The 25,022-nt window shown below is 43.1% G+C and carries 22 protein-coding genes; 11 read left to right on the top strand and 11 right to left on the bottom strand.

What is annotated here, in order from left to right; all coding sequences use genetic code 11:
• Positions 1–37: 37 nt before the first annotated feature.
• Positions 38–1,597, bottom strand: coding sequence for a murein biosynthesis integral membrane protein MurJ (gene murJ, locus JK628_RS06440; RefSeq protein WP_202288633.1), 1,560 nt, complete (start codon positions 1,595–1,597; stop codon positions 38–40).
• 243 nt (positions 1,598–1,840) lie between these two features.
• Between murJ and rpsT the strand changes: the two genes are divergently transcribed.
• On the top strand, positions 1,841–2,107 hold the full coding sequence (gene rpsT, locus JK628_RS06435; RefSeq protein WP_202288631.1) for a 30S ribosomal protein S20: 267 nt from the start codon (positions 1,841–1,843) through the stop codon (positions 2,105–2,107).
• Positions 2,108–2,301: 194 nt separating this feature from the next.
• Here the strand turns inward: rpsT and JK628_RS06430 are convergent, their stop codons facing one another.
• Positions 2,302–2,616 (bottom strand): ArsR/SmtB family transcription factor, encoded by a 315-nt coding sequence (locus JK628_RS06430; protein ID WP_202288629.1) that lies wholly within the window; start codon positions 2,614–2,616, stop codon positions 2,302–2,304.
• Between the two features lie 135 nt (positions 2,617–2,751).
• Here JK628_RS06430 and JK628_RS06425 point away from each other — a divergent pair, with 135 nt between their 5' ends.
• Positions 2,752–4,152, top strand: a complete 1,401-nt coding sequence (locus JK628_RS06425) for a M28 family metallopeptidase (RefSeq protein WP_202288627.1) — start codon at positions 2,752–2,754, stop codon at positions 4,150–4,152.
• Between the two features lie 69 nt (positions 4,153–4,221).
• Here the strand turns inward: JK628_RS06425 and yaaA are convergent, their stop codons facing one another.
• Together yaaA and JK628_RS06415 are read right to left on the bottom strand one after the other, a co-directional pair.
• On the bottom strand, positions 4,222–4,998 hold the full coding sequence (gene yaaA, locus JK628_RS06420) for a peroxide stress protein YaaA (RefSeq protein ID WP_202288626.1): 777 nt from the start codon (positions 4,996–4,998) through the stop codon (positions 4,222–4,224).
• 133 nt (positions 4,999–5,131) lie between these two features.
• Positions 5,132–6,574, bottom strand: coding sequence for an alanine/glycine:cation symporter family protein (locus JK628_RS06415; protein WP_202288625.1), 1,443 nt, complete (start codon positions 6,572–6,574; stop codon positions 5,132–5,134).
• 423 nt (positions 6,575–6,997) lie between these two features.
• Between JK628_RS06415 and JK628_RS06410 the strand changes: the two genes are divergently transcribed.
• The 5 genes from JK628_RS06410 to JK628_RS06390 all read left to right on the top strand — a co-directional run bounded on the left by JK628_RS06410 (position 6,998) and on the right by JK628_RS06390 (position 14,085).
• A complete protein-coding gene (locus tag JK628_RS06410; protein WP_202288624.1) occupies positions 6,998–9,364 on the top strand; it encodes a phosphoketolase family protein in 2,367 nt (788 codons plus the stop codon).
• A 214-nt stretch (positions 9,365–9,578) separates the two neighbouring features.
• The gene (locus JK628_RS06405; protein ID WP_202288623.1) at positions 9,579–10,673 is read left to right on the top strand and encodes an OmpA family protein; all 1,095 of its coding nucleotides are present in this window, start codon (positions 9,579–9,581) and stop codon (positions 10,671–10,673) included.
• A 382-nt stretch (positions 10,674–11,055) separates the two neighbouring features.
• Positions 11,056–12,012: a transaldolase gene (gene tal, locus JK628_RS06400; protein WP_202288622.1), complete on the top strand. Its 957-nt coding sequence runs from the start codon at positions 11,056–11,058 to the stop codon at positions 12,010–12,012.
• Between the two features lie 18 nt (positions 12,013–12,030).
• Positions 12,031–13,668, top strand: a complete 1,638-nt coding sequence (pgi, locus tag JK628_RS06395) for a glucose-6-phosphate isomerase (RefSeq protein WP_202288621.1) — start codon at positions 12,031–12,033, stop codon at positions 13,666–13,668.
• 228 nt (positions 13,669–13,896) lie between these two features.
• Entirely contained in the window at positions 13,897–14,085 is a 189-nt protein-coding gene (locus tag JK628_RS06390; protein WP_202288620.1) for a DUF3545 family protein, read from the top strand.
• 56 nt (positions 14,086–14,141) lie between these two features.
• Here the strand turns inward: JK628_RS06390 and JK628_RS06385 are convergent, their stop codons facing one another.
• Positions 14,142–14,681: a hemerythrin domain-containing protein gene (locus JK628_RS06385; RefSeq protein WP_202288618.1), complete on the bottom strand. Its 540-nt coding sequence runs from the start codon at positions 14,679–14,681 to the stop codon at positions 14,142–14,144.
• Between the two features lie 234 nt (positions 14,682–14,915).
• Here JK628_RS06385 and nfo point away from each other — a divergent pair, with 234 nt between their 5' ends.
• Positions 14,916–15,773, top strand: coding sequence for a deoxyribonuclease IV (gene nfo / locus JK628_RS06380; protein ID WP_202288617.1), 858 nt, complete (start codon positions 14,916–14,918; stop codon positions 15,771–15,773).
• A gap of 21 nt (positions 15,774–15,794) precedes the next feature.
• Here nfo and JK628_RS06375 read toward each other — a convergent pair whose 3' ends face one another.
• The 4 genes from JK628_RS06375 to thrA form a co-directional block, all read right to left on the bottom strand.
• Positions 15,795–16,085 carry a hypothetical protein gene (locus JK628_RS06375; RefSeq protein ID WP_202288616.1) on the bottom strand — a complete coding sequence of 97 codons (291 nt, stop codon included), beginning with the start codon at positions 16,083–16,085 and terminating at the stop codon, positions 15,795–15,797.
• Positions 16,086–16,341: 256 nt separating this feature from the next.
• Positions 16,342–17,628 carry a threonine synthase gene (gene thrC, locus JK628_RS06370; protein WP_202288615.1) on the bottom strand — a complete coding sequence of 429 codons (1,287 nt, stop codon included), beginning with the start codon at positions 17,626–17,628 and terminating at the stop codon, positions 16,342–16,344.
• A gap of 95 nt (positions 17,629–17,723) precedes the next feature.
• On the bottom strand, positions 17,724–18,656 hold the full coding sequence (gene thrB / locus JK628_RS06365) for a homoserine kinase (RefSeq protein ID WP_202288614.1): 933 nt from the start codon (positions 18,654–18,656) through the stop codon (positions 17,724–17,726).
• The gene (gene thrA, locus JK628_RS06360) at positions 18,653–21,118 is read right to left on the bottom strand and encodes a bifunctional aspartate kinase/homoserine dehydrogenase I (protein ID WP_202288613.1); all 2,466 of its coding nucleotides are present in this window, start codon (positions 21,116–21,118) and stop codon (positions 18,653–18,655) included. The genes thrB and thrA overlap by 4 nt, the downstream gene beginning before the upstream one ends.
• Before the next feature lie 710 nt (positions 21,119–21,828).
• Between thrA and slyD the strand changes: the two genes are divergently transcribed.
• Complete coding sequence (gene slyD / locus JK628_RS06355) at positions 21,829–22,452, top strand: peptidylprolyl isomerase (RefSeq protein ID WP_202288612.1); 624 nt, start codon at positions 21,829–21,831, stop codon at positions 22,450–22,452.
• Between the two features lie 77 nt (positions 22,453–22,529).
• On the opposite strand, the gene trpR is transcribed toward slyD, so the two are convergent.
• Positions 22,530–22,805 (bottom strand): trp operon repressor, encoded by a 276-nt coding sequence (trpR, locus tag JK628_RS06350; protein ID WP_202288611.1) that lies wholly within the window; start codon positions 22,803–22,805, stop codon positions 22,530–22,532.
• A gap of 232 nt (positions 22,806–23,037) precedes the next feature.
• On the opposite strand from trpR, the gene JK628_RS06345 reads away from it, so the two are divergent.
• Complete coding sequence (locus tag JK628_RS06345; protein ID WP_443020007.1) at positions 23,038–23,481, top strand: c-type cytochrome; 444 nt, start codon at positions 23,038–23,040, stop codon at positions 23,479–23,481.
• Positions 23,482–23,598: 117 nt separating this feature from the next.
• Here the strand turns inward: JK628_RS06345 and JK628_RS06340 are convergent, their stop codons facing one another.
• On the bottom strand, positions 23,599–24,276 hold the full coding sequence (locus tag JK628_RS06340; RefSeq protein ID WP_202288608.1) for a cytochrome b/b6 domain-containing protein: 678 nt from the start codon (positions 24,274–24,276) through the stop codon (positions 23,599–23,601).
• Between the two features lie 308 nt (positions 24,277–24,584).
• Between JK628_RS06340 and hpf the strand changes: the two genes are divergently transcribed.
• Positions 24,585–24,947, top strand: coding sequence for a ribosome hibernation-promoting factor, HPF/YfiA family (gene hpf / locus JK628_RS06335; protein WP_202288607.1), 363 nt, complete (start codon positions 24,585–24,587; stop codon positions 24,945–24,947).
• Positions 24,948–25,022: the final 75 nt, after the last annotated feature.

Here is a 25,022-nt window from a genome sequence, read left to right as displayed (position 1 = left end):
GGCGGATTATATACTAGCTAGTCTTTATAATCAGCACTCAAACTGCAGCTTTCATCTTCCAAGGGCGAATTCCGAAGCAAACGAGGCAAATAAAGTAACAGACTGCTGCAATTGCAATCAATTTAACCAGCTCTACTCCTCGCTCCAACAACGAAAAATCTAACCAAGCTGTAATCGATGGCTGCAAATAGTAAATAACGGCCAACATGATTAGGGCCGCCACCAAGGTTTTAACTGAAAATAGAATGGTCGATGCGCTAAGCTTATACACATTAGCTTTATGAAGCCCTCTGTACAACAGACAAGCATTAAGCGCCGCTGACATTGAAGTCGCAATAGCCAGACCCACATAGCCAAAAGGGATAGCAAAAATGAGGTTAAACACCATATTGCTGACCATGGCAATAATGCCATAACGAACTGGCGTTTTGGTATCTTGGCGAGAGTAATAACCTGGAGCTAAGATTTTAATCAACATAAAGCTCAGCAAGCCACTACCGTATGCCATCAAACTGTATGACGCCATTTCAACGTCGTCATAAGTAAACGCCCCCCGCATAAACAGCACCATCAGCATGGGCTTGGCCAGCATAATCAAGCCGCACATTGCCGGCAACCCCAATAAAACAATCGCTTTAACGCCCCAGTCCATGGTCTGTGAAAACCCTTCACTTTCAGCATTAACATGACGTTTTGATAACGCGGGTAATATCACCGTCGCAATTGCGATGCCAAACAACCCTAAAGGAAATTCAAGTAATCTATCAGAGTAATACAACCAACTGATTGAGCCCGTCATTAAAAAGCTGGCGATAAACGTATCGAAAAGTAGATTAATTTGTGACACAGACACCCCAAACAGCGCAGGGATCATCAACGTTCTAATCTTAGTCACACCAGGGTGGCTCCAGCCCCAGCTCGGTTTTACAACTGCTTTTTCTCTAAGAAGAAACGGTATTTGAAACAAGAATTGAATCAAACCACCAAAAAACACCCCCCAGGCCAGACCGATTTCAGGCTGGTCTAAATTAGGTGCCAAAAATAGCGCAGCAGAAATAATAGCAATATTAAGGAATACAGGGGTAAAAGCTGAAACGGCAAAGCGCCCGCGAGTATTTAAAATAGAACCTGCCAATGCGGTAAAAGTGATGAACCATAAATAGGGAAAGGTTATCTTCAACATTAACGCTGCTAACTCAAACTTCTCTCCACCCGGTGCGTCATTCAACCAAGCATAAAACCAACCACCGCCGAACAATGCCGCCAACACAGGTGAGGCGATGACGCCAAATAAGGTCACAACGCTGACGAGTACACCGAGTGTTCCGGCAACCTTACCCAGCAGCTCTCTTATCTCTTCATCACTGTTTTTTTCTTGGTATTCGGTTAAAACCGGGACAAATGCCTGAGCAAAAGCACCTTCTGCAAACAAGCGTCTTAAAAAATTAGGGATTTTATTAGCAAAGAAAAAAACATCAGCACTACTGCCAGCGCCCATAAGATTGGCAATTACAACGTCTCTCACTAAACCTAAAACACGTGAGATTAATGTCATAGCACTGACAATCATGCCAGACCTAAATAGCTTTCTGCTCAAAACGCCCCCCGAGAGCTAAAAATGGGCGGTATCACGCATAAATTATACGTTCCCCCTATTGTCTCATAGCAATACCTGCTAGAATTGCGCATCATATTACACGAGTTAGGTTGAAGAAAGCCAAGCTGGTTGGATTATTTTGAGTTAATCAAACTGATTCAGTCATTGTCATTGACAAAGTGACATAAATAGGGCATATTCCTCGACCTCAAAAATACCAAACCCAGTTTTAGGAGTTGCACCTTGGCTAATAGCAAGTCTGCAAAGAAGCGCGCGCTTCAGTCTGAGAAGCGTCGCCAGCATAACGCTAGCCGTAGCTCAATGTTACGTACTTACGTTAAAAAAATAATTGCTGCAATTAATGCAGGCGACCACGAAGCAGCTACTGCCGCTTTCGTAACTGCACAACCAATTATCGACCGTATGGCGACAAAAGGTCTTATTCACAAGAATAAGGCTGCTCGTTATAAGTCTCGCTTAAACACTAAAATTAAAGCACTTGCTGCTTAAGTCTTAGTTTAAAGCAACTAAAAACCGGCCTCGGCCGGTTTTTTTATGTCTGAAATTTGAGAGCTAGCAGTGACAAGATGCTAGCTCACAAATTTCAGACAAAAAAATAGAGAGGCATGCCTCTCTATTTGTAACAACGATAGAAACTGTAACGGTAAAGTGAGATATGAACTCACTTGTAGTCTGTAGTGCTATTACGCTACCGTTTGTAAGCTATCACTATAAATATTATTAAGTAGCTTGATGATCTCGGCCACTTCTTCACTCTTTAACGAGTAATATACTGTTTGAGCTTCTTTACGTGTTTCAACCAAATTGTCTTTACGTAACCACGCAAGGTGCTGCGAAAGAGCAGACTGGCTTAATCCCAATTTCTTGTTCATTTCGCCAACGCACATTTCCCCTTCGTTAAGAAGATAGCACAAGATAAATAGGCGACGCTCATTCGCCATCGCCTTCAATAATACAACGGCATGGTCTGCTCGTTGCTGTATTAGTTCTATATTCATTACGAGCCATTTCTCCTAAAACAAACCGACGGCCTAATATAGCGTTGCCTTACAGATATAGTCGGGACTTGAAGCACACTTTTTGCTAGATTGTTTTCAAAAATGGGACATAAGTAATAAAAACAAAGGAAACTCATGAAAAGCGTCTATATCAAACTTGCTGTCAGTATATTTTTGGCCAGTTTAATTGGTTGTCAAACTAACGAAATAAACAGCACCAACGAACAAACAGTGATGCAACTTAAGCAACAAGCACTCAATTCAGATCTTGCTTACGATTTGGTTGAATCACTTACCGTCGAAGTTGGCCCGCGACTAGCGGGTAGCAGCAAAGACCTTATAGCGGTGCAATGGGCCGAGTTTAAACTCAAGTCACTTGGCTTTGATAAAGTCTATAAAGAGCCTGTACAAGTTCCTGTATGGCTCCGTGGTGAAGCCAAAGCTTCAATTGTAGCCCCTTTCCCACAACCATTAGTTATCACAGCGCTAGGCGGCAGTGTTGCCACACCAGAAAATGGTATTGAAGCCAATATTATTCGCTTTGATAGCTTAGCGGCACTGCAGGCTGCTTCGGTTGAAGATGTAACAGGCAAGATTGTTTTTATCGATCACATCACCGAACGCCATATTACGGGTAAAGGATATGGTAAAAGTGTTGGCGGACGCTCACGAGGCGCTATTGCAGCGGCAGAGAAAGGAGCCCTTGCCGTAATGATCCGCTCTATTGGAACAGATCACGACCGTATGGCACATACAGGCATGATGAGATATAAAGACGGCGTGACTAGAATTCCGGCCGCAGCAATGTCTAGCCCCGATGCCGATCTCATTAATGCGATGCTTAAGCGTGATGCAAATATTACTATCAACCTGCTATTAACGGCACAAAACCAAGGCTTTGCCACCTCTTACAATGTCATTGCAGAGGTCACAGGTTCCAGCAAGCCCGACGAGATAGTACTTATTGGCGCTCATTTAGACTCTTGGGATGAAGGCACTGGTGCGATTGATGACGGTGCAGGTGTGGGTATTGTCACTGCAGCAGGAAAGCTAATTCAAGACCTACCAGTAAAACCCGCTAGAACCGTTCGCGTCGTTTTATATGCTGCTGAAGAGCTTGGCTTAGTCGGCGGTAAAGCCTACGCCAAAGCACATCATGCAGAGCTAGATAAGCACTACATTGCCGCAGAGTCAGACTTTGGGGCTGGTAGGATCTATCAAGTTGACTTCAGAGCCAGTGAAACTGCTTATATCGAGTTATTAGCTCTAACAGCATCAATGACCAATAATGGTGTTGTTTTGGGCCATAATAAAGCCTCAGGCGGTCCTGATGTCTCTATGTTACCGTCACAGGGAGTGCCGGTCGCCTCATTAAGACAAGATGGTACTGATTACTTCGACTATCATCACACGCCAAATGACACCTTGGACAAAATTGATCCCGCAGCTCTACAGCAAAATGTAGCCGCCTATGCACAATTTGCTTACCTTATGGCACAATCAACAATTACCTTACGACCAATTGTTGCCAAATAGTCATGGTTAACTCATATAAAAAAAGCAGCCTCTAGGCTGCTTTTTTTTCGATAATTAGACCTGATTCAGTCATTGTTCTTCTCGCAAGAATACCGGTGTATTCACCGTTGAGTCCGCTTCACTGTAATAGTAACCTGCACTATCAAATTTTATCAGCGCATCTAACGAGTCGACATCGTTATCTAATATATAACGCACCATCATGCCTCTCGCTTTTTTAGCGAAGAAGCTAATAACCTTGTATTGACCGTTCTTTTTATCTTTAAAGACTGGGGTGATCAGATTTGCAGTTAACTGCTTATGCTTAACTGCCTTAAAGTACTCATTTGACGCCAAGTTAATAATGAACTCATCACCTTGTGCTGCTGCTGTCGTCTGGTTTATCTCTTCGGTGATGATATCGCCCCAGAATTGATACAGATTAGTCCCTCTACCGTTACTCAAACGCGTTCCCATCTCTAATCGATAAGCTTGCATTAAATCCAACGGCTTTAGCAAACCATATAGACCTGAGAGAATACGTAGCTGTTGTTGCGCTTTTTGAAGACTAGCCTCTGACAAGGTATCGGCATCTAGGCCAGTATAAACATCACCTCGAAACGCAAATACGGCTTGTTTGGCATTTTCAAGGGTGAAGTCGGACTGCCAGCACCCAAATCGAGCAGCGTTTAAGCCAGCGATTTTATCGCTCACTTTCATTAACGATGCTATATCACTCGGCGATAATGTACGGCAGACATCAATAAGTTGTTCACTTTGACTCAATAACGTCGGTATAGAGTAACTGTCAGTGCCCGCTGGGTTTTCGAAATCTAACGTTTTTGCAGGTGAAACCAAGATTAGCATTATGATGTCCTATACAGAGATATTGTTAAACTGAGACAATCATACTGATCAAAATCAAAAAAACCACGCTTATAAAGCGTGGTTTTTTAGATTGTGTTAATTCAACTTACCGCATCAAGCGGTTTACCCTATATTAGGATTTATTTGCCATAGGCGCATCATCCGCCCATTCACCAGTTCCAATACCCTTTATTTCCGGGAATTCACTAGCATCAAACGTTGGAGAAACACCGGCCTTTATTTGACGTTCATAATCCTTCACAACCGCAAAAGCCACTTTAGACAGCATGACTATCGCAGCGATGTTAACTAACGCCATCAGCCCCATAGAGACATCAGCGAAGTTCCACACCAGCTGCAAAGAGGCCACAGAGCCTGTCATCACCATCGCTAATACTAGGCCACGGAAAACGTATAGCACCTTCTTACTTTTAGTCAGGAACATAATGTTGTTTTCTGCATAGCTATAGTTAGCAATAATCGACGAGAAACAAAATAGTATAATCGCGAATGCAATGAAATAAGCAGACCAACTCCCAAGCTCGTTGCTTAGCGCCAGCTGTAATAGGCCAATACCTTGTTGCTCACCAGGATTATCTAACACGCCCGACAATAAGATAATTGCCGCAGATGCAGTACAGATCACGATAGTATCAACAAATACCCCTATCATCTGTACAAAACCTTGTGAGGCAGGGTGATTCGGGTTTGGCGTCGCAGACGCTGCAATGTTTGCCGCGCTGCCCATGCCCGCTTCGTTTGAGAATAGACCGCGTGCAACACCGGCCAACATTGCGCCCATTGCACCACCAGCCGCTTCTTCCCAGCCAAATGCACTTTTAACAATTAGCGTTAATGCGGCTGGGACCTGCTCAATATTCAATACCAACACGACCATTGCTATGCCTAGATAGGCGACAGCCATTACCGGAACAATCAACTCAGACGCACGAGCGACTTTTTTCAAGCCACCGCAAATAATATAAGCCGAAGCCAATACTATGACTAAACCAACAATCGTCTTATCAAAACCAAATGCATTGTTTAGCGCATCGGTCATGGTATTGGCTTGTGCTGCGTTGAAAGCAAAACCGAAAGCGATAATAAGTAGAATAGAGAACAAGGTTCCCATCCATCTCTTACCTAGGCCTTTCTCCATATAATATGCAGGGCCGCCACGATACTGGCCTTCACTATCTTTAACTTTATAGACTTGTGCTAGCGTTGATTCAATAAAGGCTGTCGCCATACCGAGCAGCGCAATAAGCCACATCCAAAAAATCGCCCCCGCACCACCAACGGTTATCGCTACCGCAACACCGGCCATGTTACCGGTACCGACTCGTGCAGCCATCGAGGTACAAAAAACCTGAAAAGAGGAGATGCCATTAACTTTTTCACGGCCCTGAATCACCAATTTGACACCATGGCCAAATAATCTGAACTGAATAAAACCTAGACGAAAAGTAAATAACACACCCGCTGCTACGAGTACATAAATGAGCAGGCTTCCCCACAACAAGCCATTGACGGCATTGACGGCAGATTCAACTGCATTAACTAACGGTTCAAACATAATTATTCTTATCCCCATGCCAAACATAATCGAGCGCTCTCACACTGAATTTGGTTTGGCCTATTTTTTCCTTCCTAAGTATTTAAATGACAACAGATTTTCTTTTTGAATTATCCTATTCGTGATTAAATTACTATCACGTCTGCCGCATTCCGCGCTGCAAAATAGCATAGCATTGGTTCAACCCTGAGTGATACAGATCACACATCATCATTTAGCTGACAACCGAATCACACAAGATATCAAACAAGCTCAAGAAAATTAACCTAAATAACACCACCATTACATCTAGTTTTACTACATTTATTAGTGCAAAAAACTTTCTATAAATAAGATATAGGGCACATTTTTGTAATAAAATTACAAATATAGTAAGTCACATAAAATTTGTTTAACTTTCTGATTACGTAAATGGGGTTGTTTATGTCACATCAACAAGAGATCGTTTCCTTAAAGAAATTTGTTAGAGCAACTAACTTTCTGGCGACATCACAAATTTACCTGAAGCAAAACGTACTACACAAACGCGCTTTGGCTCACACTGATATTAAACCAAGATTACTTGGTCACTGGGGTACATGTCCTGGTATTAACTTTGTCTATGCTAACGTTAATAGGTTGATTGCTAAGCACAACCGTTCATTTGTTTACCTTGTTGGCCCAGGTCACGGTTTTCCTGCAGTGCAAGCTAACTTGTTTATGGAAGGTTCGCTAAGCCACTTCTACCCTGAAACTATTCCTTATAATGAAGAGGGTATCACTGATATATGCCAGAAGTTCTCTGCGGCATATGGTTACCCTTCTCACGCAAACCCTGAAGCGCCAGGACAAATTCTAGAGGGTGGTGAACTTGGTTACTCACTTTCAGTTGCTTGGGGTGCCGTGCTTGATAATCCTGATTTGATTGCTGCCTGCCTTATTGGTGATGGTGAATCAGAAACCGGTCCTCTTGCTGCATCTTGGTATGCGAACCGTCTTGTTTCACCAAAGAACAACGGTGCTGTTTTACCAATAGTGCATATCAATGGCTATAAAATCTCTGGTCCAACTCGCATGGGCAGAATGAGCCACGAAGAGTTAGATCTTGAATTCAGAGGCTTGGGCTACCACCCAATCATGGTCGATGACCAGCTTGAACAAGATGTCTATGAGCAGATGGCTGCAGCGATGGACTTGTCATATAAAATGATTAATGACATTCAAACCCGTGCAAGAGCGGGTGAAGATGTTGTTAAGCCACGCTGGCCTGTCATTCTAATGCGTACAGCTAAAGGCTGGACTGGTACTGCTGAATATAATGGTAAAAAGCTTGAAGGTAACTGCGAGTCTCACCAAGTAATCGTCAACAAGTGTGCTACTGATAAAGGCCACCTTGACGCGCTTAACACTTGGTTGGCCAGCTACAAGTTTGATGAGCTATACACTATCAACGATAAGGGCGAACTGATCTTCGATGAAGATATACAGTCGTTAATGCCACCAAAAGAGTTAGCTTGTGGTCGTCAGCACTTAAGCTACGGCGGTGAAGTGGTTCGTGCTTTAACCAATCCAGATCTTGAAAAACTCGCCTATGGCGCTGAAACACCTCGTGGTCAACGTGGACTATCAATGTTCAAGATGGGTGAGTGGATGCGTGATGCATTCAAACTCAACCGTGATCAGCGTAACCTGCGTATTTTCTGCCCAGATGAGACCTATTCAAACCAACTGCAAGCAGTATTTGAAGAAACAGATCGTGCATGGCAGTGGCCTATCGAAAGCTGGGATGAAGATATGTCTCGCGACGGTCGTGTCATTGAGTTGCTATCTGAAAACTTACTCTTCGGTATGCTGCACGGTTATACCGTAACCGGACGTCACGCGATGTTCCCGACTTATGAGGCATTCTCGCAAGTTGTTTCATCAATGGCTGACCAATATTGTAAATACGTTTATGCAAGCCAAGGTGTACATTTCCGTAAGCCTGTACCTGCTTGTAACGTGGTATTGTCTTCGCTGTTAGAGCGTCAAGATCATAATGGTTACTCGCACCAGAACCCATCATTCTTGGGCGCTATGTTAGAGAAGCATCCAAAGATCATCTCAGCTTATCTACCTGCTGACGGTAACAGTACTTTGGTTTATACCGAACGTGCTTATGCCGATCGAGACAAGCTGAACATCTTAGTGGCCGGTAAGAAAGACCTTCCACAATGGTTAACACTAGATGAAGCTCGCAGTCAGGCTAAAGATGGTGTGATGGTGTGGGACTTTGCTTCAGACGAAAACCCAGACGTTGTACTTGTAGGTTGTGGTGATTATGTCACTCAAGAAGCAATGGCGTCACTGGTACTGATCAGAGAGCTATTACCGCGTGTACGTATCCGTTTCGTCAGCGTAACAGAGCTAACCAGCAGCGGTTTGGGTAGCTTGAAGTTCCAAAGCAAGCCATGGTTGATGGACGAAGTCTTTACAGCTGATAAAGGCGTGGTATTTAACTATCACGGATACCCGAACACCATCAAGAAACTGGTATTCGACTATAAGGGTAGTGATCGCTTTAGAATTAAAGGCTATGAAGAGGAAGGTTCAACCACGACTCCATTTGATATGGGTGTTCGTAACGGTACCTCGCGCTACCACCTTGTTATCGACATGGCATACAAACTGTTCCAGCAAGGCGTCATTGACGAAAGCCAACATATCGCTATTACTACCGACATGCTGCAACGCTTAGTTGACCACAGAAACTATATCAAGGCTAACGGTGTAGACCCTATAAGCATTGAAAACTGGGTATGGACTCGATAACCCACTTCTTAAGCTAATCGAATTTTAAGGTGCCTTCTCAAGAAGGCACCTTTTTTTTGTTTCCAACTTAAGGAATTACATCAACATCAAAGTGGAAAATATCGCATTTTCAGCCAATAATAGCCACAGCCAGCTATAAAAACTAAGGAACCCCGTGATAACTGCTGGCATGTTCAGATAGAGCGGGGATATAAATAAAACATAAGGACTTTGAATGATGAACAAAACTCTACAGGTTGTACTACTGACCTCAATGCTACCTTTTGCAGCTAGCGCTGCAGAGGGCATGAGCCCCTGGTACATTGGCGGCGGTGTTGGGATCAACAACTACGAACCGAATTGCGATCAAAAGACCATGAAAACCTGCGGTGATGATGACCCCTATGCATGGGATGTATTTGGTGGCTATCTGTTCAATGACAACTTTGGTGTTGAGCTGGGCTACCGGGACCTAGGTCGCGCAGAATGGGTTGACTATTCAAACAAGCTCAATGATGTCGGCGCTAGAGGAATGAATCTTGGTTTAGTCACATTTTGGCCATTTGCCAACCGCTGGAGCTTATCGGCTGAAGCAGGCGCGTTAAACTACGTTATCTCTAACAATAAGAACTACGGCAGCGAATACTATAGTGATAGCGGCGTAGCCCCGTACATCGGGGCGGGTATTGGCTACAACATCACCGATAACCTAAAAGTACAAGCTAAATACCGTCGTTATGAAAACTTAGATGAAGATAAGTGGAAAACACTTGAGATGGAAAGCAACTACTGGGGACTCGAACTGAGTTACCGCTTCGGTAGTAAATCTAAGCCTGTAGTACCCGTTGCAGTCGTTGTAGGAGACGCTGATATGGACGGCGTCAACGATGACATAGATCAGTGCCCTAATACCCCCTCGACACATAAAGTCGATTCTAATGGTTGTACTATCTACCAAGAGCTTGAAGACAAATTCGATATTGAAGCCAAATTTGCCACTAACTCAGCAATCGTACAGGAGTCTTCCTATGGTGATATAAAAGCACTAGCAGAGTTCATGTCTAAGCATCCAAATGCCGAGGTGACCATAGCAGGTCATGCCTCTAATACTGGCGCGGCAGATTACAATATGGCATTGTCTGAGCGCCGAGCTATTGCCGTTGCTGATGTGCTAATTAATGAATACGGCGTTGCCCCAGCAAAGGTCTCTTCTATGGGTTACGGTATAACACAGCCCCTAATTGAAGGCCGCTCTGCAGAAGCCAACAAAGCTAATCGCCGTATCGAAGCACATGTGTCAGGCACTGAAAAAGTTCCCGTGCTTAAATAGACACCGATACAAGTATTGTCCTCATTATCTCGATAATTTTTGATATAGTGATTAAATAGATGATTCGGACTCGCTCACAGCATTAATCGCTGTGAGCTTTTTGTTTAAATGCTCATTGCAGTCACAATGCTCAACAACTAAGGTTTAGTTCATTGTTCAATATTTTCGTTATACCAGTCCATGACGCAGGTGTTTCATCAGATTGCAAGATTTGAACATTAATATTGGTTACTATATTACTAAAAAAAGCGCTTTTACTGATTTTTTACAACTTTTCTGTAATTTTTTTTCATATTTAGTTGGAATGATCATTAAAATGGCTTTTAATACCTGCTAATTAACTATCAAACTTATGCTGCTCATTGAGAAGGATGTAATTCACATGGCTAACACTTTAGAACAACTTAAACCCATCACAACCATCGTTGCGGATACCGGTGATATTGAAGCGATAAAACGTTACCAGCCAGAAGATGCTACAACCAACCCATCTCTAATCCTAAAAGCATCGCAGATCCCTGAATATAGTGGCTTGATTGAGAATGCGATTACTTGGGCAAAAAGCCAAAGTAATGATGTAGAGCAACAGATTGAAGATGCCGGTGACAAACTCGCCGTCAACATTGGTCTAGAGATCCTTAAAATTGTTCCAGGTCGTATTTCAACGGAAGTTGATGCTCGTCTCTCTTTTGACAAAACAGCCTCAATAGCAAAAGCCCACAAGCTAATCAAACTGTATCAAGAAGCAGGTATTGATAAATCACGTATTTTGATTAAGTTAGCGTCTACTTGGGAAGGCATTTGCGCAGCAAAAGAGCTCGAACAAGAAGGCATAAATTGTAACCTAACGCTACTATTTTGTTTTGCTCAAGCACGAGCATGTGCTGAAGCCGGTGTTTACCTCATCTCACCATTTGTTGGCCGCATTCTAGATTGGTACAAAAAAGATACTGGTCTTGAGTATTCTGCAAGTGAAGATCCTGGTGTTGTGTCCGTCACCAGCATATACAACTACTATAAGCGCCACGGTTTTAACACCGTAGTCATGGGAGCAAGCTTCCGTAATACAGGTGAGATCATTGAATTAGCAGGCTGCGATAGATTAACCATTGGTCCTGCATTATTAGAAGAGTTATCTAATAGCAATACACCTATTGTTCAAAAATTACTTCCAGCAACTGAAGTTGTTGCAGCAGAGCCTGCAATGTCTGAAGCACAATTCCGCTGGGAGTTTAACGAAGACCCAATGGCTGTAGAAAAACTTGCTGAAGGGATCCGTAACTTTGCCATTGACCAAGGTAAACTTGAAGTCATGCTAAAAGCAGAATTAACGTCTTAAGGGAGTAGGACTACTAAAATGACCGAACTGACTCAGCTTGCTAGTTGGCAAGCGCTAGCACAACACAGTACAACAGTGCCGCATATGCGAGAACTGTTTCAGCAACAGCCACAGCGATTTGATGACATGTCTACCAAGGCATGTGGACTGCTTTTAGATTACTCTAAAAATAGAGCTTCAACAGAAACTCTGTCACTGCTTTTTGCATTGGCAAAAGAGTCTAAACTTGAAGAAAAAATCAAAGCAATGTTCGCTGGTGACACCATTAACAATACCGAGCAACGAGCAGTACTCCATACCGCTTTGCGAGCGCCAAAAGGTAAGGTTATTAATGTTGACGGTGTCAACATTGTTGCTGAAGTTCAGCAAACCTTAGACAAGATGGCAAGCTTTGTTCGCTCAGTAACGAGTGGTGAATGGAAAGGCTATACTGGTAAGACTATTACTGATGTTGTCAGTATTGGTATCGGTGGGTCATTTTTAGGTCCTAAAATAGTCTCTCAAGCACTGCGTCCCTATTGGACGGGTCAGTTAAATTGTCATTTTGTTGCCAATGTTGATGGCACGTCAATTACTGAAAAACTTAAAGGACTCGATTCAGAAACAACCCTGTTTGTTATGTCCTCAAAGTCTTTTGGTACCCAAGAGACATTGACCAACACATTAAGTGCTAAGAGTTGGTTCTTAGCCCAAGGTGCTACTCAAGCAGATGTTGCTAAGCACTTTGTTGCCGTAAGCTCCAATGTGGCTAAAGCAACTGAATTTGGCATCGATGCAGATAATATCTTCCCAATGTGGGATTGGGTGGGTGGCCGCTACTCGCTTTGGTCTGCAATTGGACTACCTATTGCGCTATTAGTGGGCATGGATAACTTCCGTGAATTGTTGGCGGGTGCACATGAGATGGACAACCATTTTGTGCAAACACCGTTAGAAGATAACATGCCGGTCATTATGGGGCTATTCTCCCTATGGTACGGCAGTTTCTTTAACGCTCAATCTCATGTAGTGCTCACTTACGATCACTACTTGCGCGGTCTACCCGCTTACTTCCAACAGCTGGATATGGAAAGTAACGGTAAGTCAGTCACCCTAAACGGCACCGATGTTGACTACAGCACAGGGCCGGTGATTTGGGGCGGTGAAGGTACTAATGGACAACATGCATACCACCAGCTTTTACATCAAGGTACAGCGCTTATCCCTGCCGATTTTATTATGCCGCTAAACAGTCATAACCCTATCGGTGAGCATCATGTGCAACTGGCCTCCAACTGTTTCGGGCAAACCCAAGCATTGATGCAAGGTCGAACCCATGATGAAGCATTTGCAGAACTGAGTAGCAGTGCATTGTCAGACAGTGAGAAACAACTTATTGCCAAGCACAAAGTCATGCCTGGTAATAAGCCAAGCAATACATTGTTAATGGACAAGCTAACTCCTTCGACATTAGGCGCTCTAATTGCGCTATATGAGCACAGGACCTTTGTTCAAGGCGCCATATGGCAGATAAACTCTTTTGATCAATGGGGAGTTGAGCTAGGCAAGCAATTAGGTAATGATGTGCTCGACAGATTAACCGCCAATACAGACGCCACTGATTTAGATACGTCGAGCAATGCGCTAATTAACTTATTTAAACAGCGCAAAATATAAGTAGTTAATTCACTATTCTTATTTAAAAGGCCAGTTTCGACTGGCTTTTTTAATTTTCGCAGCTAACAACTCCAATAAACATAAATATTATTCATGTTTATCCGCACTTCCCCTCCTAGAATAAAATTAAACTTCACATCAAGTTAACAAAAATGAAACATTTATGTTGCACCATACTTGAAAAGCATGCTATTACATTGAAGACAAAATAAACAATAGGAGGTTGCCATGAATCGACTTGATTATGGTAGTGCGCTAGATAGTATCGTTGAGAAGCCTGCAAGCCGCTCAAGGAGCTCCAATAAAAAGCGAAAATGGCGTGAAATTGAAGCTTTAAAAGAAAAGCATCGTTTGCTTAAAGAACTTCAAGATATAGATAACAGCTTTAACTGTGAGCTAGACACCCTCCTAATGTAAGCAACTAGATTAAAAAGAGCGCATATGCGCTCTTTTTGATCGCACCAATTAATACATTAATCAGCTATCTCGATGTACTCTTTAAGCTCCTCAAACAGCAGGCTGTCATTTTCACTAAATAACGGATCGTCGATGAGTCTAGCATCGCACATCTCTACTACTGTCTGCCAATCTGTCTCGGTAATCACATCAGACCACTTTGGAAATACCGTTGACTCCTCAAACTCCATATGTGATTGCTGTAGTTCGACATAGCTTTCTAAGTCACGAACGAGCAGCTCTTTTGAAACGACAACATCACTCAAGATTAAATTAAGCGTTGTCATTAACGATGCTGACGCATCAACCAGCTTTTTATGCTCAGCTGTGAGTGTTTCATTAATATGAGCTCTGCCTAACTTGTTCCAATAAAACTCTGAAATCACCTCCTCTAAGGGGTGATGGCTGTGCTCGGCATAGCTTTGCATATACTCAACTATGTCACGGACTAAGTTATAGTTAATCGCCTCACCTGCCGCTAGCTTAATGTGCTTGGTCTTTAAAATCTTAAGCAAAATACCAATATGCTTGTGATCGTGCATGAGTCTGGCTAGCATAGTTTTCTCCACCCGAATTAACCCTCACTAGATACAATATTAGTAAACCGTACGAATAACATCCAACTATAACAAAATGCTAATGCGTATCATCGTGACAGAGATCAACAAAATTAGACTAACTTACAATCACTTATTTTGCTGATAACACCCTACATAGGTGCTAATAGCGCTAAAATAACTGTGAGCTGCTTACAGCATCACTCAGTCAATAAAAATACAGGAATAAGAGTAATGCAACCGAACTACTTGATAGGCGCGCATGTCAGTGCCTCTGGCGGCATCGCAAATGCACCGATAAATGCAGCCGCTATAGGCGCTAACGCTTTTGCACTGTTCACCAAAAATCAGCGACGTTGGGTAAGCAAGGCACTAGATGAAAAGCAAATCGAGCTATTTCAAGAAAACTGCCAAATAGCTAACATTTCAATGGATGCCATTCTACCCCATGACAGTTACCTAATTAATCTAGGGCACCCTGATGACGAGCTACTAACAAAATCACGTGAAGCTTTTTTTGATGAGATAGCCAGATGTGAACAAATTGGTTTAACCCTACTCAATTTTCACCCCGGTAGCCACTTAAGAAAGATTGACACCGATAAATGTATAAGGCGAATAAGTGACTCGATAAACTTTGCCCTCGCGCGTTCAAGTACTGTGACTGCGGTGATCGAAAATACTGCGGGTCAAGGTTCAAATCTAGGCCATAGTTTTGAGCAACTCGCTCAGATAATTGACGCCGTTGAAGATAAGTCACGAGTCGGTATCTGTATCGACACCTGCCATATGTTTGCCGCTGGCTATGATATTCGCAGCCAAGAAAGCTGCAGAGCCGTTTTTGCTGAGTTTGATAACATTGTTGGTAACCAATATCTCAAAGCGATGCATTTAAACGACAGTAAAACTGGACTTAACAGTCGGGTCGACCGTCATGAATCTCTAGGGAAGGGAGAGATAGGTGCAGAAGCGTTTGCGACGCTAATGACACTTGAAGCTGTTAAAGGGATACCACTGATCCTAGAAACGACCAGTGCCGAGTTGTGGCCTGAAGAGATTAACTGGTTACGCAGTATGACTAAAGCGCAATGAACACTGGGATATTACAGAGGATTACATTAAACACTTATAGATAACCGCAACCACTTTAGTTGGCTCACCTAAGTCGACTTGCAACCAAACTATATGCGTTCCTTCGATCTCTTCACCCTGTTTAATAGCACTGAGCTTAGCATCTGCTAGGGCGGTTTCTCCACGCCCTATGCCTGTTACCATAGCAAAGCTATCGCAGTGGGTGACTTCAAAGTCATATGCTTCGTTTATCCGGTGGTACAGTTGAAACTCTTCACTGGCGCAACCACTTAACAAACTGATTAACAATACACTGACTATAAAACGTAACACCGATACGACACCTTTAGTAAAAACTGCGCCGCACAATATAAAATATTTCAAGCTAACAACGTGACACAGATCACGCTAAAGTAGATCTAACTAATACATCCGGCTGCACATGTTAATACTTCTAATTAAATACACCAACCTTGCTGCGGCAACTTTACTCGTCGCGAACAAAAACACAGCGAATGTACATTTCACCCACAAAAAAAGAGAAGCCATAACAGCTTCTCTTTTCAACGCTACACCGTGATACCTCAGGCTATTTAGCTAAAATAGTAAACAAGTGCCGCTTTAATGCCTCAAAGTCTGCTGCTAGATTGGCAGACAAAATAGTCTTGGGTACCACAGCCGCCAGCTCGGCCGGCAATGGCAAATCCACTTCCAAGATCTGCTCAACCACTTCGTTGAATTTTGCTGGGTGGGCTGTGCCAAGAAAGATCCCCTTTTCATCTGCTAATAGCGTTTGCTTTAAGGCAAATGCTGCAATAGCCGCGTGTGGCTCAGATAGATAACCCACTGCATGAAGTGCTTTGACAGAATCAACAGTATCGGATTCTGTCACACCAATCCCTTTAATATCGGCTAATGACCAGTTCATCGCTTTAACAATGGCTTCAACTCGCGGCCAATTACTTGGTTCAGCAACATCCATTGCATTAGACATGGTCGCTACTGTTAAATGCGGTGACCATTCGCCATCATCGAGATAACGAGGCACAGTATCATTGCTGTTTGTGGCAGCGATAAAGCGTTTAATCGGCAGACCCATTGCTTTGGCAAAAAGCCCTGCCGTTAGGTTGCCAAAGTTACCACTGGGCACTGCGATAACCGGATCTGAGTTATTGTTTTGTTTAAACTGCGCCACCGCCTCAAAGTAATAGCAAATCTGTGCCAATAGACGACTAATATTGATTGAGTTGGCAGAGTTAAGGTGCAAACCATCTCGAATATCACCGTCTTCAAATGATTGCTTAACTAAGGTCTGGCAGGCATCGAAATCAGCACTGACAGCCACGGTATGAATATTGTCACCTAGAGTGGTAAACATCTTTTCCTGCAGTACACTGATTTTACCTTTAGGGTATAGCACCACCACATTGATATTATCCAGCCCGTAAAAAGCATCCGCCACCGCTGCGCCAGTATCTCCAGAGGTCGCGGTTAGGATATTAATTTTCTCATCTTTTGCCAGCTCATTTAAGCATTGCGCCATAAAGCGCGCGCCAAAATCTTTAAACGCTAATGTCGGACCATGGAATAGCTCTAAGCTGTACAAGTCCTTTTCAGCTTGTACCAGCGGCAGATCGAAATTAAATGCCCGTTCAACGATGCGATCAACCGTATCTTGACCCAACTCTTCAGCTAGCCAAGCACCGATAATCTTCTTACTGCGCTCTACAAATGGCAATGCAAGTAAACCGTCAATATCACCTAATGTCGGAATATGTTTTGGAAAGAACAGCCCGCGGTCTTTTCCAAGTCCAAGTTTTACCGCTTGTGTAAAACTGACCACCTGAGATGGATGCTTTAAATTGTACAATTCCATGACGACTTCCTTTGATTCCAAATTTTGTATTAATAATTGTTACTAACCAATAGCTCTCTATGGCAAACTTTTACTGCTAATTCACTCTTTGTCACCTAAGCTCGACGCGCACCAAAATCATCGATTTGACAAATATGCGAAAAGCCTAGCGCTTGATCAATATAGTGTTCATCTAACCACTGTTTAGCGGCTTTTGCCGTTGCTATATCATCTGTAATCGTAAACAGGGTCGGCCCGCTACCGGAAATTCCCGTTGTTAGCATCCCTATATCAGCAAGGGCTGTTTTAGCTTGCTGATAATTTGGGATCTCTGCGGCGCGATATGGCTCAGCGAGTACATCTTTTAGCACTGAAATTGCTAGCGCATCATCTTGCTTATAACAAGCGTGCACAAAGGCACTGAGATAGCGACCAAAATCGATAGCTGTTTGCTTTGAATAATGCTCAGGCATCAACTGACGCATCCGTGCCGTTGATAACGAGATCCCTGGATAGGATACTACCCAGTACCACTGTTTGAACGTAGGGATGGGTTCACAAATAGCCTGCGGTGTATCCAGCATTAGTTGCATGCCGCCAAGGAAACAGGGAGCCACATTGTCATAATGTACTGAACCACTGATTTTGCCTTCAAAGTCGCCCATCAACCTAAGCACTTCTTGCTCAGAAAACGGACTATCAAAATACTCATTTAACGCCATTAATGCTGCAACGACTGAACTAGCACTAGAGCCTAAACCGCTGCCCACAGGCAAGTTCTTCTCTAGCGTCAATTTAAGCCCTACCTCTTTGCCTAAATGCGCAAGAAAGAACACAGCGCACTGATAAACAATATTCTCGTTTTGATCCGCTGGTAATTTATTTGCCCAGTGGCCGATAACGGTTAATTCAAGCCCCTGTTCAGCGCTCTCTACGCTGACTTTATCGCCAAGCAAGCTGCCATCTATAGGGGCTAACGCCCCACCGAGCAAGTCAAAACCAACACCTACATTTCCCATTGATGCCGGGGCATAAATTGTTACGCTCATACGCCAACCTCACGAGTCCAATTTAATGTTCTTAAAATATCGGCGAACGCGCCTGCTGCGGTCACATCGGTACCCGCGCCATAACCTCTAAGCACAAAGGGAATAGGCTGATAATAACGGCTATAAAATGCTAGCGCATTCTCACCACCTTTAACGCTATATAGCGGATCATTCGCATCGACTTCTGCGATCTTAACCTTGCAGCCTTCACCATCGATTTGGCCTACATAACGCAGTACTTTCCCCTCTGCTTTAGCAGCTTCAACTCGTTGCGCTATTACTTCATCTGCAGCGGGCAAATTTTCCATAAACGCCGCAACATCGCCTGATGCATCAAAAGACTTAGGCAATACCGACTCAACACTGATATCAGACAACTCAAGCTCCATGCCGACCTCACGCGCCAAAATAAGTACTTTACGCGCAACATCCATACCGCTTAAGTCATCGCGTGGATCCGGTTCAGTAAAACACTTGTCTCTGGCAATGTTCGTCGCTTGAGATAGCGTCATTCCTTCATCTAGCATGCCAAAAATATATGAAAGACTGCCAGATAAAATGCCGTTAAAGCGCTGTAGCTTATCGCCAGCGAATAACAATTTTTTAAGGTTATCGATAACAGGTAAACCCGCGCCAACCGTTGTTTCATATAAAAACTGACGACGTTGCTTTAGTGCTGTTTGACGTAATTCCTTGTAATAAACCATGTCGCGAGTGTTAGCCTTCTTATTTGGCGTAACGACATGCAAGCCCGCATTCATCACCGCTAAATACTGATCTGAGACAAACTCACTAGAAGTGCAGTCAACTAGTACCGGATTGAGTAATTGCTGCTCTTTAGCCCACTGCAACATATCCTCTATGTTCGCACTTTGGTTTGATTCCGCTAATAAGCCCTGCCAGCTTAATAAATCAATGCCCTGAGCATCCAATAACATCCGCTTAGAATTTGCAATACCACACACACGCATGACGATATGTTGCTCTTTAAGCATTTGACGTTGCTGCTTAATCTGCTCAAGTAGCCCAGCACCAACATTACCGCAGCCAACAAGGAAGACATCTAGATAGTGCTGCACATCGAAGAAAGACTGATGACACGCTGAAATTGCATGCTTAGTCTTACGCTGTTCAATAACCGCTGAGATTGAACGTTCTGAAGAGCCTTGAGCAATGGCGACTATATTAACGGTTGCTTGGGCAAGTGCTTGGAAGAACTTAGCCGCAACACCTTTATGAGTACGCATACCATCGCCTATAAGTGACACGATGGCTAAATCGTGACGCATCTCAATCGGTTCTAAAAGATCACTTTTAAGTTCGAGGTCAAACTCTTGCTCTAGTGAATATTTCACTTTCTCTGAATCCTCAGTGGAGACACAGAAGCTAATGCTGTATTCAGACGAGCTTTGGGTAATTAGTGATACAGACACACCAGAGCGTGATATTGCACCTAATATACGGCTGGCCATACCGACCATACCTTTCATGCCTGGCCCAGACACATCAAACATCGTTTGATCGTCAAGATTGGATATGGCCTTAACATTAAGTCCTGTTTGATCTAGTTCGTTGGACACTAAAGTCCCAACGGCTTTTGGATTTAGGGTATTACGGATATAGCAAGGGATGTGGTACTGAGCGATAGGTGCGACAGTCTTTGGATGCAGTACCTTGGCGCCAAAGTAAGAAACCTCCATCGCCTCTTGATAACTCATTTGAGACAACAGTTTAGCATCTGCGACAACACGTGGGTCGGTGTTATAAACACCATCAACATCTGTCCAGATCTCGCAGCAGCTCGCTTGTAGGCAAGCGGACAATACAGCGGCAGAGTAATCGGAACCATTACGCCCCAATGTCACTATCTTTCCAGCGCTATCTCCTGCGGTAAACCCTGGCATCACCCAAACATGAGCATCATTTAGGTTTAAACGACTAAAACGCACCTTACTGGCCTCAATATCAACAGCAGACTCTAAACGTGGACCATAGCCAACTAAAAGAGATTCAGGCTCTAATATGGCGGAAGAATAATCAGCCGCTTTCATCACCTCAACCATCAATGCAGCGGATAGTTTCTCTCCACCGACTAACACTGCGGCTTCGACGCTCTCTGGACATTCATTAAGCAAGCTCATTCCCGCAAGCTTATCGCCCCAAAACTTCATCTGCAGTTGTAAACGCTCTGCAAGTCGCTGATTTTGCGCTTCGGTTAAGGTACTTGCCGCTTCGCCATACAGAGCATTGAACACCTGTTCGACTTTAGCCAACACCACTTTGTAATCACCGCCATTAACGGCGACTTCGACCATTTCAATTAACCCATTGGTTACCGTAGCTGGCGCGGACAGCACAACAGCAGTACTTTCACTCTTTGCAGACTGAACAACAATCTCTGCCGCTGCTTTAAATCGCTGCCAATTCGCAAGCGAGGTACCACCAAATTTCATTACTTTCATCGAAAACTCCTTGTGCCGCGCCACTAAAGAAACAAAAAAGCCCGCTCCTTTGTGGGGAGCGGGCTTGATATTTAACTTATATCAGGTTGTGCTTAGCCCGCCCCCACGATGGTAATCGTGGTGGTTGTAATAATCGTGGTGATCATTAAAACGTGGCTAAACATGTAAATTAGGTTTCATCCAATTGGATTAATTTGCGTACTAACAGAATTGCTTTTTAACTAAGAAGTGTCAACCCCTAAATTTTCATTATTGTTATTAATACACGTTAGCTTAAGCAATCAGCGATTAAACGTCATAAATAGTAGTTTAGATAAGCACCCATAAACTAACGGCGCCATTAGTTCATGTTACCTTTACGTAAGCGAAAACAATAATCCCACGTAAAACATTGTAATTATACAAAATTACATGATTTTGCATTTTATTATTAGGAATAATAAAAGTTATCGCCTTATTGGTAACAAGCTCACAGAAGTGAGCATTTTTATCATTTTGGTTCAATTTTCATTACTCACTTTAGACTAAGGTGCAAACCAAATAAAAAAGTACGAATTATTATGTTTGGATATAAGCAGTAATAAATGAAGATTTTAGAATGCCTATTTTGTCTAATAAAGATGTGGCTTAGGTAACAGAAGTGAGTTCCACCTGTCGCAAATTGAAACAATCCAAGCTAGAATGCGCCCAAATTACCGATTGGAGCCAATATGAAAATCACCGAAAAATGTGCTGTAAGCATCCATTACCGATTATCAGATGCAAAAGGCCAGCTTGTTGAAAGCTCTTTTGAAGGCGAGCCGATGCTGTATTTGCACGGCGCAGAGAATATGATCCCAGGCCTTGAAGCTGCTCTTGAAGGCAAGGAGCAAGGCAACGTTCTTGACGTTACCGTTGATGCTGAACAAGGTTATGGCGCCTACCATGACGGTTTGTGCCAAGAAGTACCTATCTCTGCTTTTGGCGATATCGAAGATATCGTACCTGGTATGCGATTTATTGCAGAAACTGAAATGGGACAACGTCCGGTACAGGTTACTGAAGTGAAGGATGACGTGGTAATTGTTGACGGTAACCACCCATTAGCAGGCCAGACACTAAGCTTTAATGTTGAAGTGCTTGATGTTCGTGCTGCGACTGAAGAAGAGATCGCTCACGGCCACATTCATGCTGGTGGTAGTTGTGGTGGTGATGCTCATGAACATTCACATGAAGGTGGATGTTGTGGTGGCGAACATGATCACAGCCATGAAGGTGGATGCTGCAGTGATGATGAAGCTAAAGAAGCAAAAGAAGGTTGCGATGGCAACGGTGGCTGTGGTTGTAGACACTAAGCTCATCTGACTCTTTAGTCCGATATAAGACGCGTTTCATTAACTACAATGGAGCGCGTTTTTTTATGCTCAACATTCTACAGCGTTAGCAATTTTATCTGCTCACGTTGCTCTTCTGACATATGTTTAAGGTAATTTGAGCAGCGCGTTATTGTTGCAATACTTATTTGATATTCGTGGGCGATTTGCCTCTGGCTCATTTCCTCGTGCAATAATGTTTGGAAAACTTTAAGCCTACCTGCGACAGCGCTGCGCTCCTCTTCCGTTAGCAATAACTCGAATAACGTCACTAGGGCGCTATGATCGCTTTGAGCCATCACTTTATCTAAAACTAAATCCCACTCTGCTCGCATTTCAGCCTCAACGGTGTACTAGTGCAACATTACAGTTAGTTTATCAGGAATCAATCCTCAGTCACGTACTTTGCTATAAGTAAATCACATGGCTAAAACAATTGATTTGTAACCAAGCGTAATTTTGGCAAAAAACCAATGGAGTCAACTAGCTAAAAATAGGTACAATGGCGTGAAACGAGTCACACAACATAATAAAAACGTGAGAGTAACCATGAAAAAATCATTAAAGATGAGTCTAGTCGCACTAGCTGCAACGGCTACTATAGCAACCAGTGTGCAAGCTAATAATTTTAAAGAAGCTGATGATGCCATTCATTATCGTCAATCTGCTTTTGGGATGATTGCCTATAACTTTGGTGACATGGGCGCAATGCTAAAAGGCAAGAAAGATTACGATGCTAGCGTATTTGCAATGCGAGCAACTAATGTAGCAGCACTATCTATGCTGCCTCTTGAAGGTTTCATTGCTGGGTCTGACAACGGCGAAACTGAAGCATTGGCAAAAATTTGGAGCGACAAAACCGATTTTGACGCCAAAATGAAGACCTTCCAAGAAAATGCAGCAGTGCTTGCTTTAGTTGCTCAGAAAGGTGATAAAAAAGAGATGAAGAAAGCCTTTATGAATACAGGTAAAAGCTGTAAAGGCTGTCATGACGTCTACAAGAAAGACTAGTTAAAACATAAGCCAGCATTGATACAATGCTGGCTCTATTCTTCAAGCAATTCTAAACAATCACCTTTGAGAAATGACAGCTAATCTAGCAAAAGGTTTTTAGTCTGTAGACAGCCACTACAACATCTCAATAATTGGTAGCATGAAGTAGTTGACTACCAAGACCCCAATCACCATTACAATAATAGCTGCCTTAACTACAGAAGCGAATACTAACGGTTGCTCAAGTTCACTAGGTAAACGTTTATAGCCACTGAACATCGCCGCGATAATTTTGTCACCTTTGAACATATGCACACCAACAGCTAATACATGAATTGCAGCCAAGATTAAAATCAAGTCAAAATTCTGCTTGTGCAGCCAAGTCAGCCATAAAGCTGTATCGTCTTTAACAGTTGCATAAAGAGGACCCTCTGTAAAAATCTCATCCGTTGCAAAAAGCCCTGTAACTAACTGTAGTGTGACTAAAGAGATTAAAGCTACAACCATATAGCCACCGATGGGGTTATGCCCTATAGAAGCCGATATTCCATGTTGCTTGGTTTTCTGCAAATAGTTAAAGACTGTTTTTGGTGAGCGTACAAAATGGCTGAACTTAGCAGTGTCGCTGCCGATAAATCCCCACAGCAAACGCATTCCAAGCAGGATCATCAAGCTATAGGCCAGAAGTTGATGCCACTCCATCTCTCCCGACTCCGCCGTCCACCATAAGCCGCCAAGCAAACACAACATGCCCCAATGAAAGAGTCGCGTTGGAACGTCCCATACTTTTACTTTGACTATGTTTTGCGTCATGGATAATCACTCTTACAAATGAATTGGTCTTTTGTAGGCATTATATATCGGCAAGGAGGATAGAGCTATGAGGTTATTAACGCTAAGATTTTTACAAAAAGGCCATTTCAGTCGCCCCTTATCCATTCAAATATGAACCTGTTTTTCGGCGTTTTCAAGGAAATTTCGACAGTTATTGACTATATTTGTCTAAGTGATCAAATAAAAAGCGAACAGATTAGAAGAGCCTGCAAAACGTGATTTAGATCACGACTTTCGTTAGTCAGATTGGTAGTCTGAATTCAAGGAAACAACAAAAGGTTCGAAATATGATAAAGATTACTAGCAAGCACTTCGAAGTTACTGAATCTATCCGCGAACGTATTGAAGCAAGATTAGAGAAATTAGCACGACACGATGTGCAGCTTATTAATCCACACGTAATCATACAGCAGGAGAAACAAGGTTTTAAGATTGAAGCTTCAGTTGGCATTCCTAGTGCCAAGTTATTTGCCCAGGCGAAACATGAAGACCTATACGCAGCAATTACTGCAATGGGACAAAAGCTGGAGAAACAGCTAAATCGCCTAACACATAAACCCGAAAGCCAACGCCATGCAACACTTAAAAGAGAAGATGATGCAATTGATGACGGCTTTGACGATAGCAATGAGGAGGAATACGCAGCTTGATATTATTTACTAACTTTTGTTCAAAAGCGCACCTCGAGTGCGCTTTTTATTACAAAATTTTCAAATTGGCTAAGT

It is taken from the genome of Shewanella sp. KX20019, assembly GCF_016757755.1.
GTDB lineage: Bacteria > Pseudomonadota > Gammaproteobacteria > Enterobacterales > Shewanellaceae > Shewanella.
The sequence above is the reverse complement of the archived record's forward strand: the minus strand, read 5'-3'. Positions and strand labels throughout refer to the sequence as shown.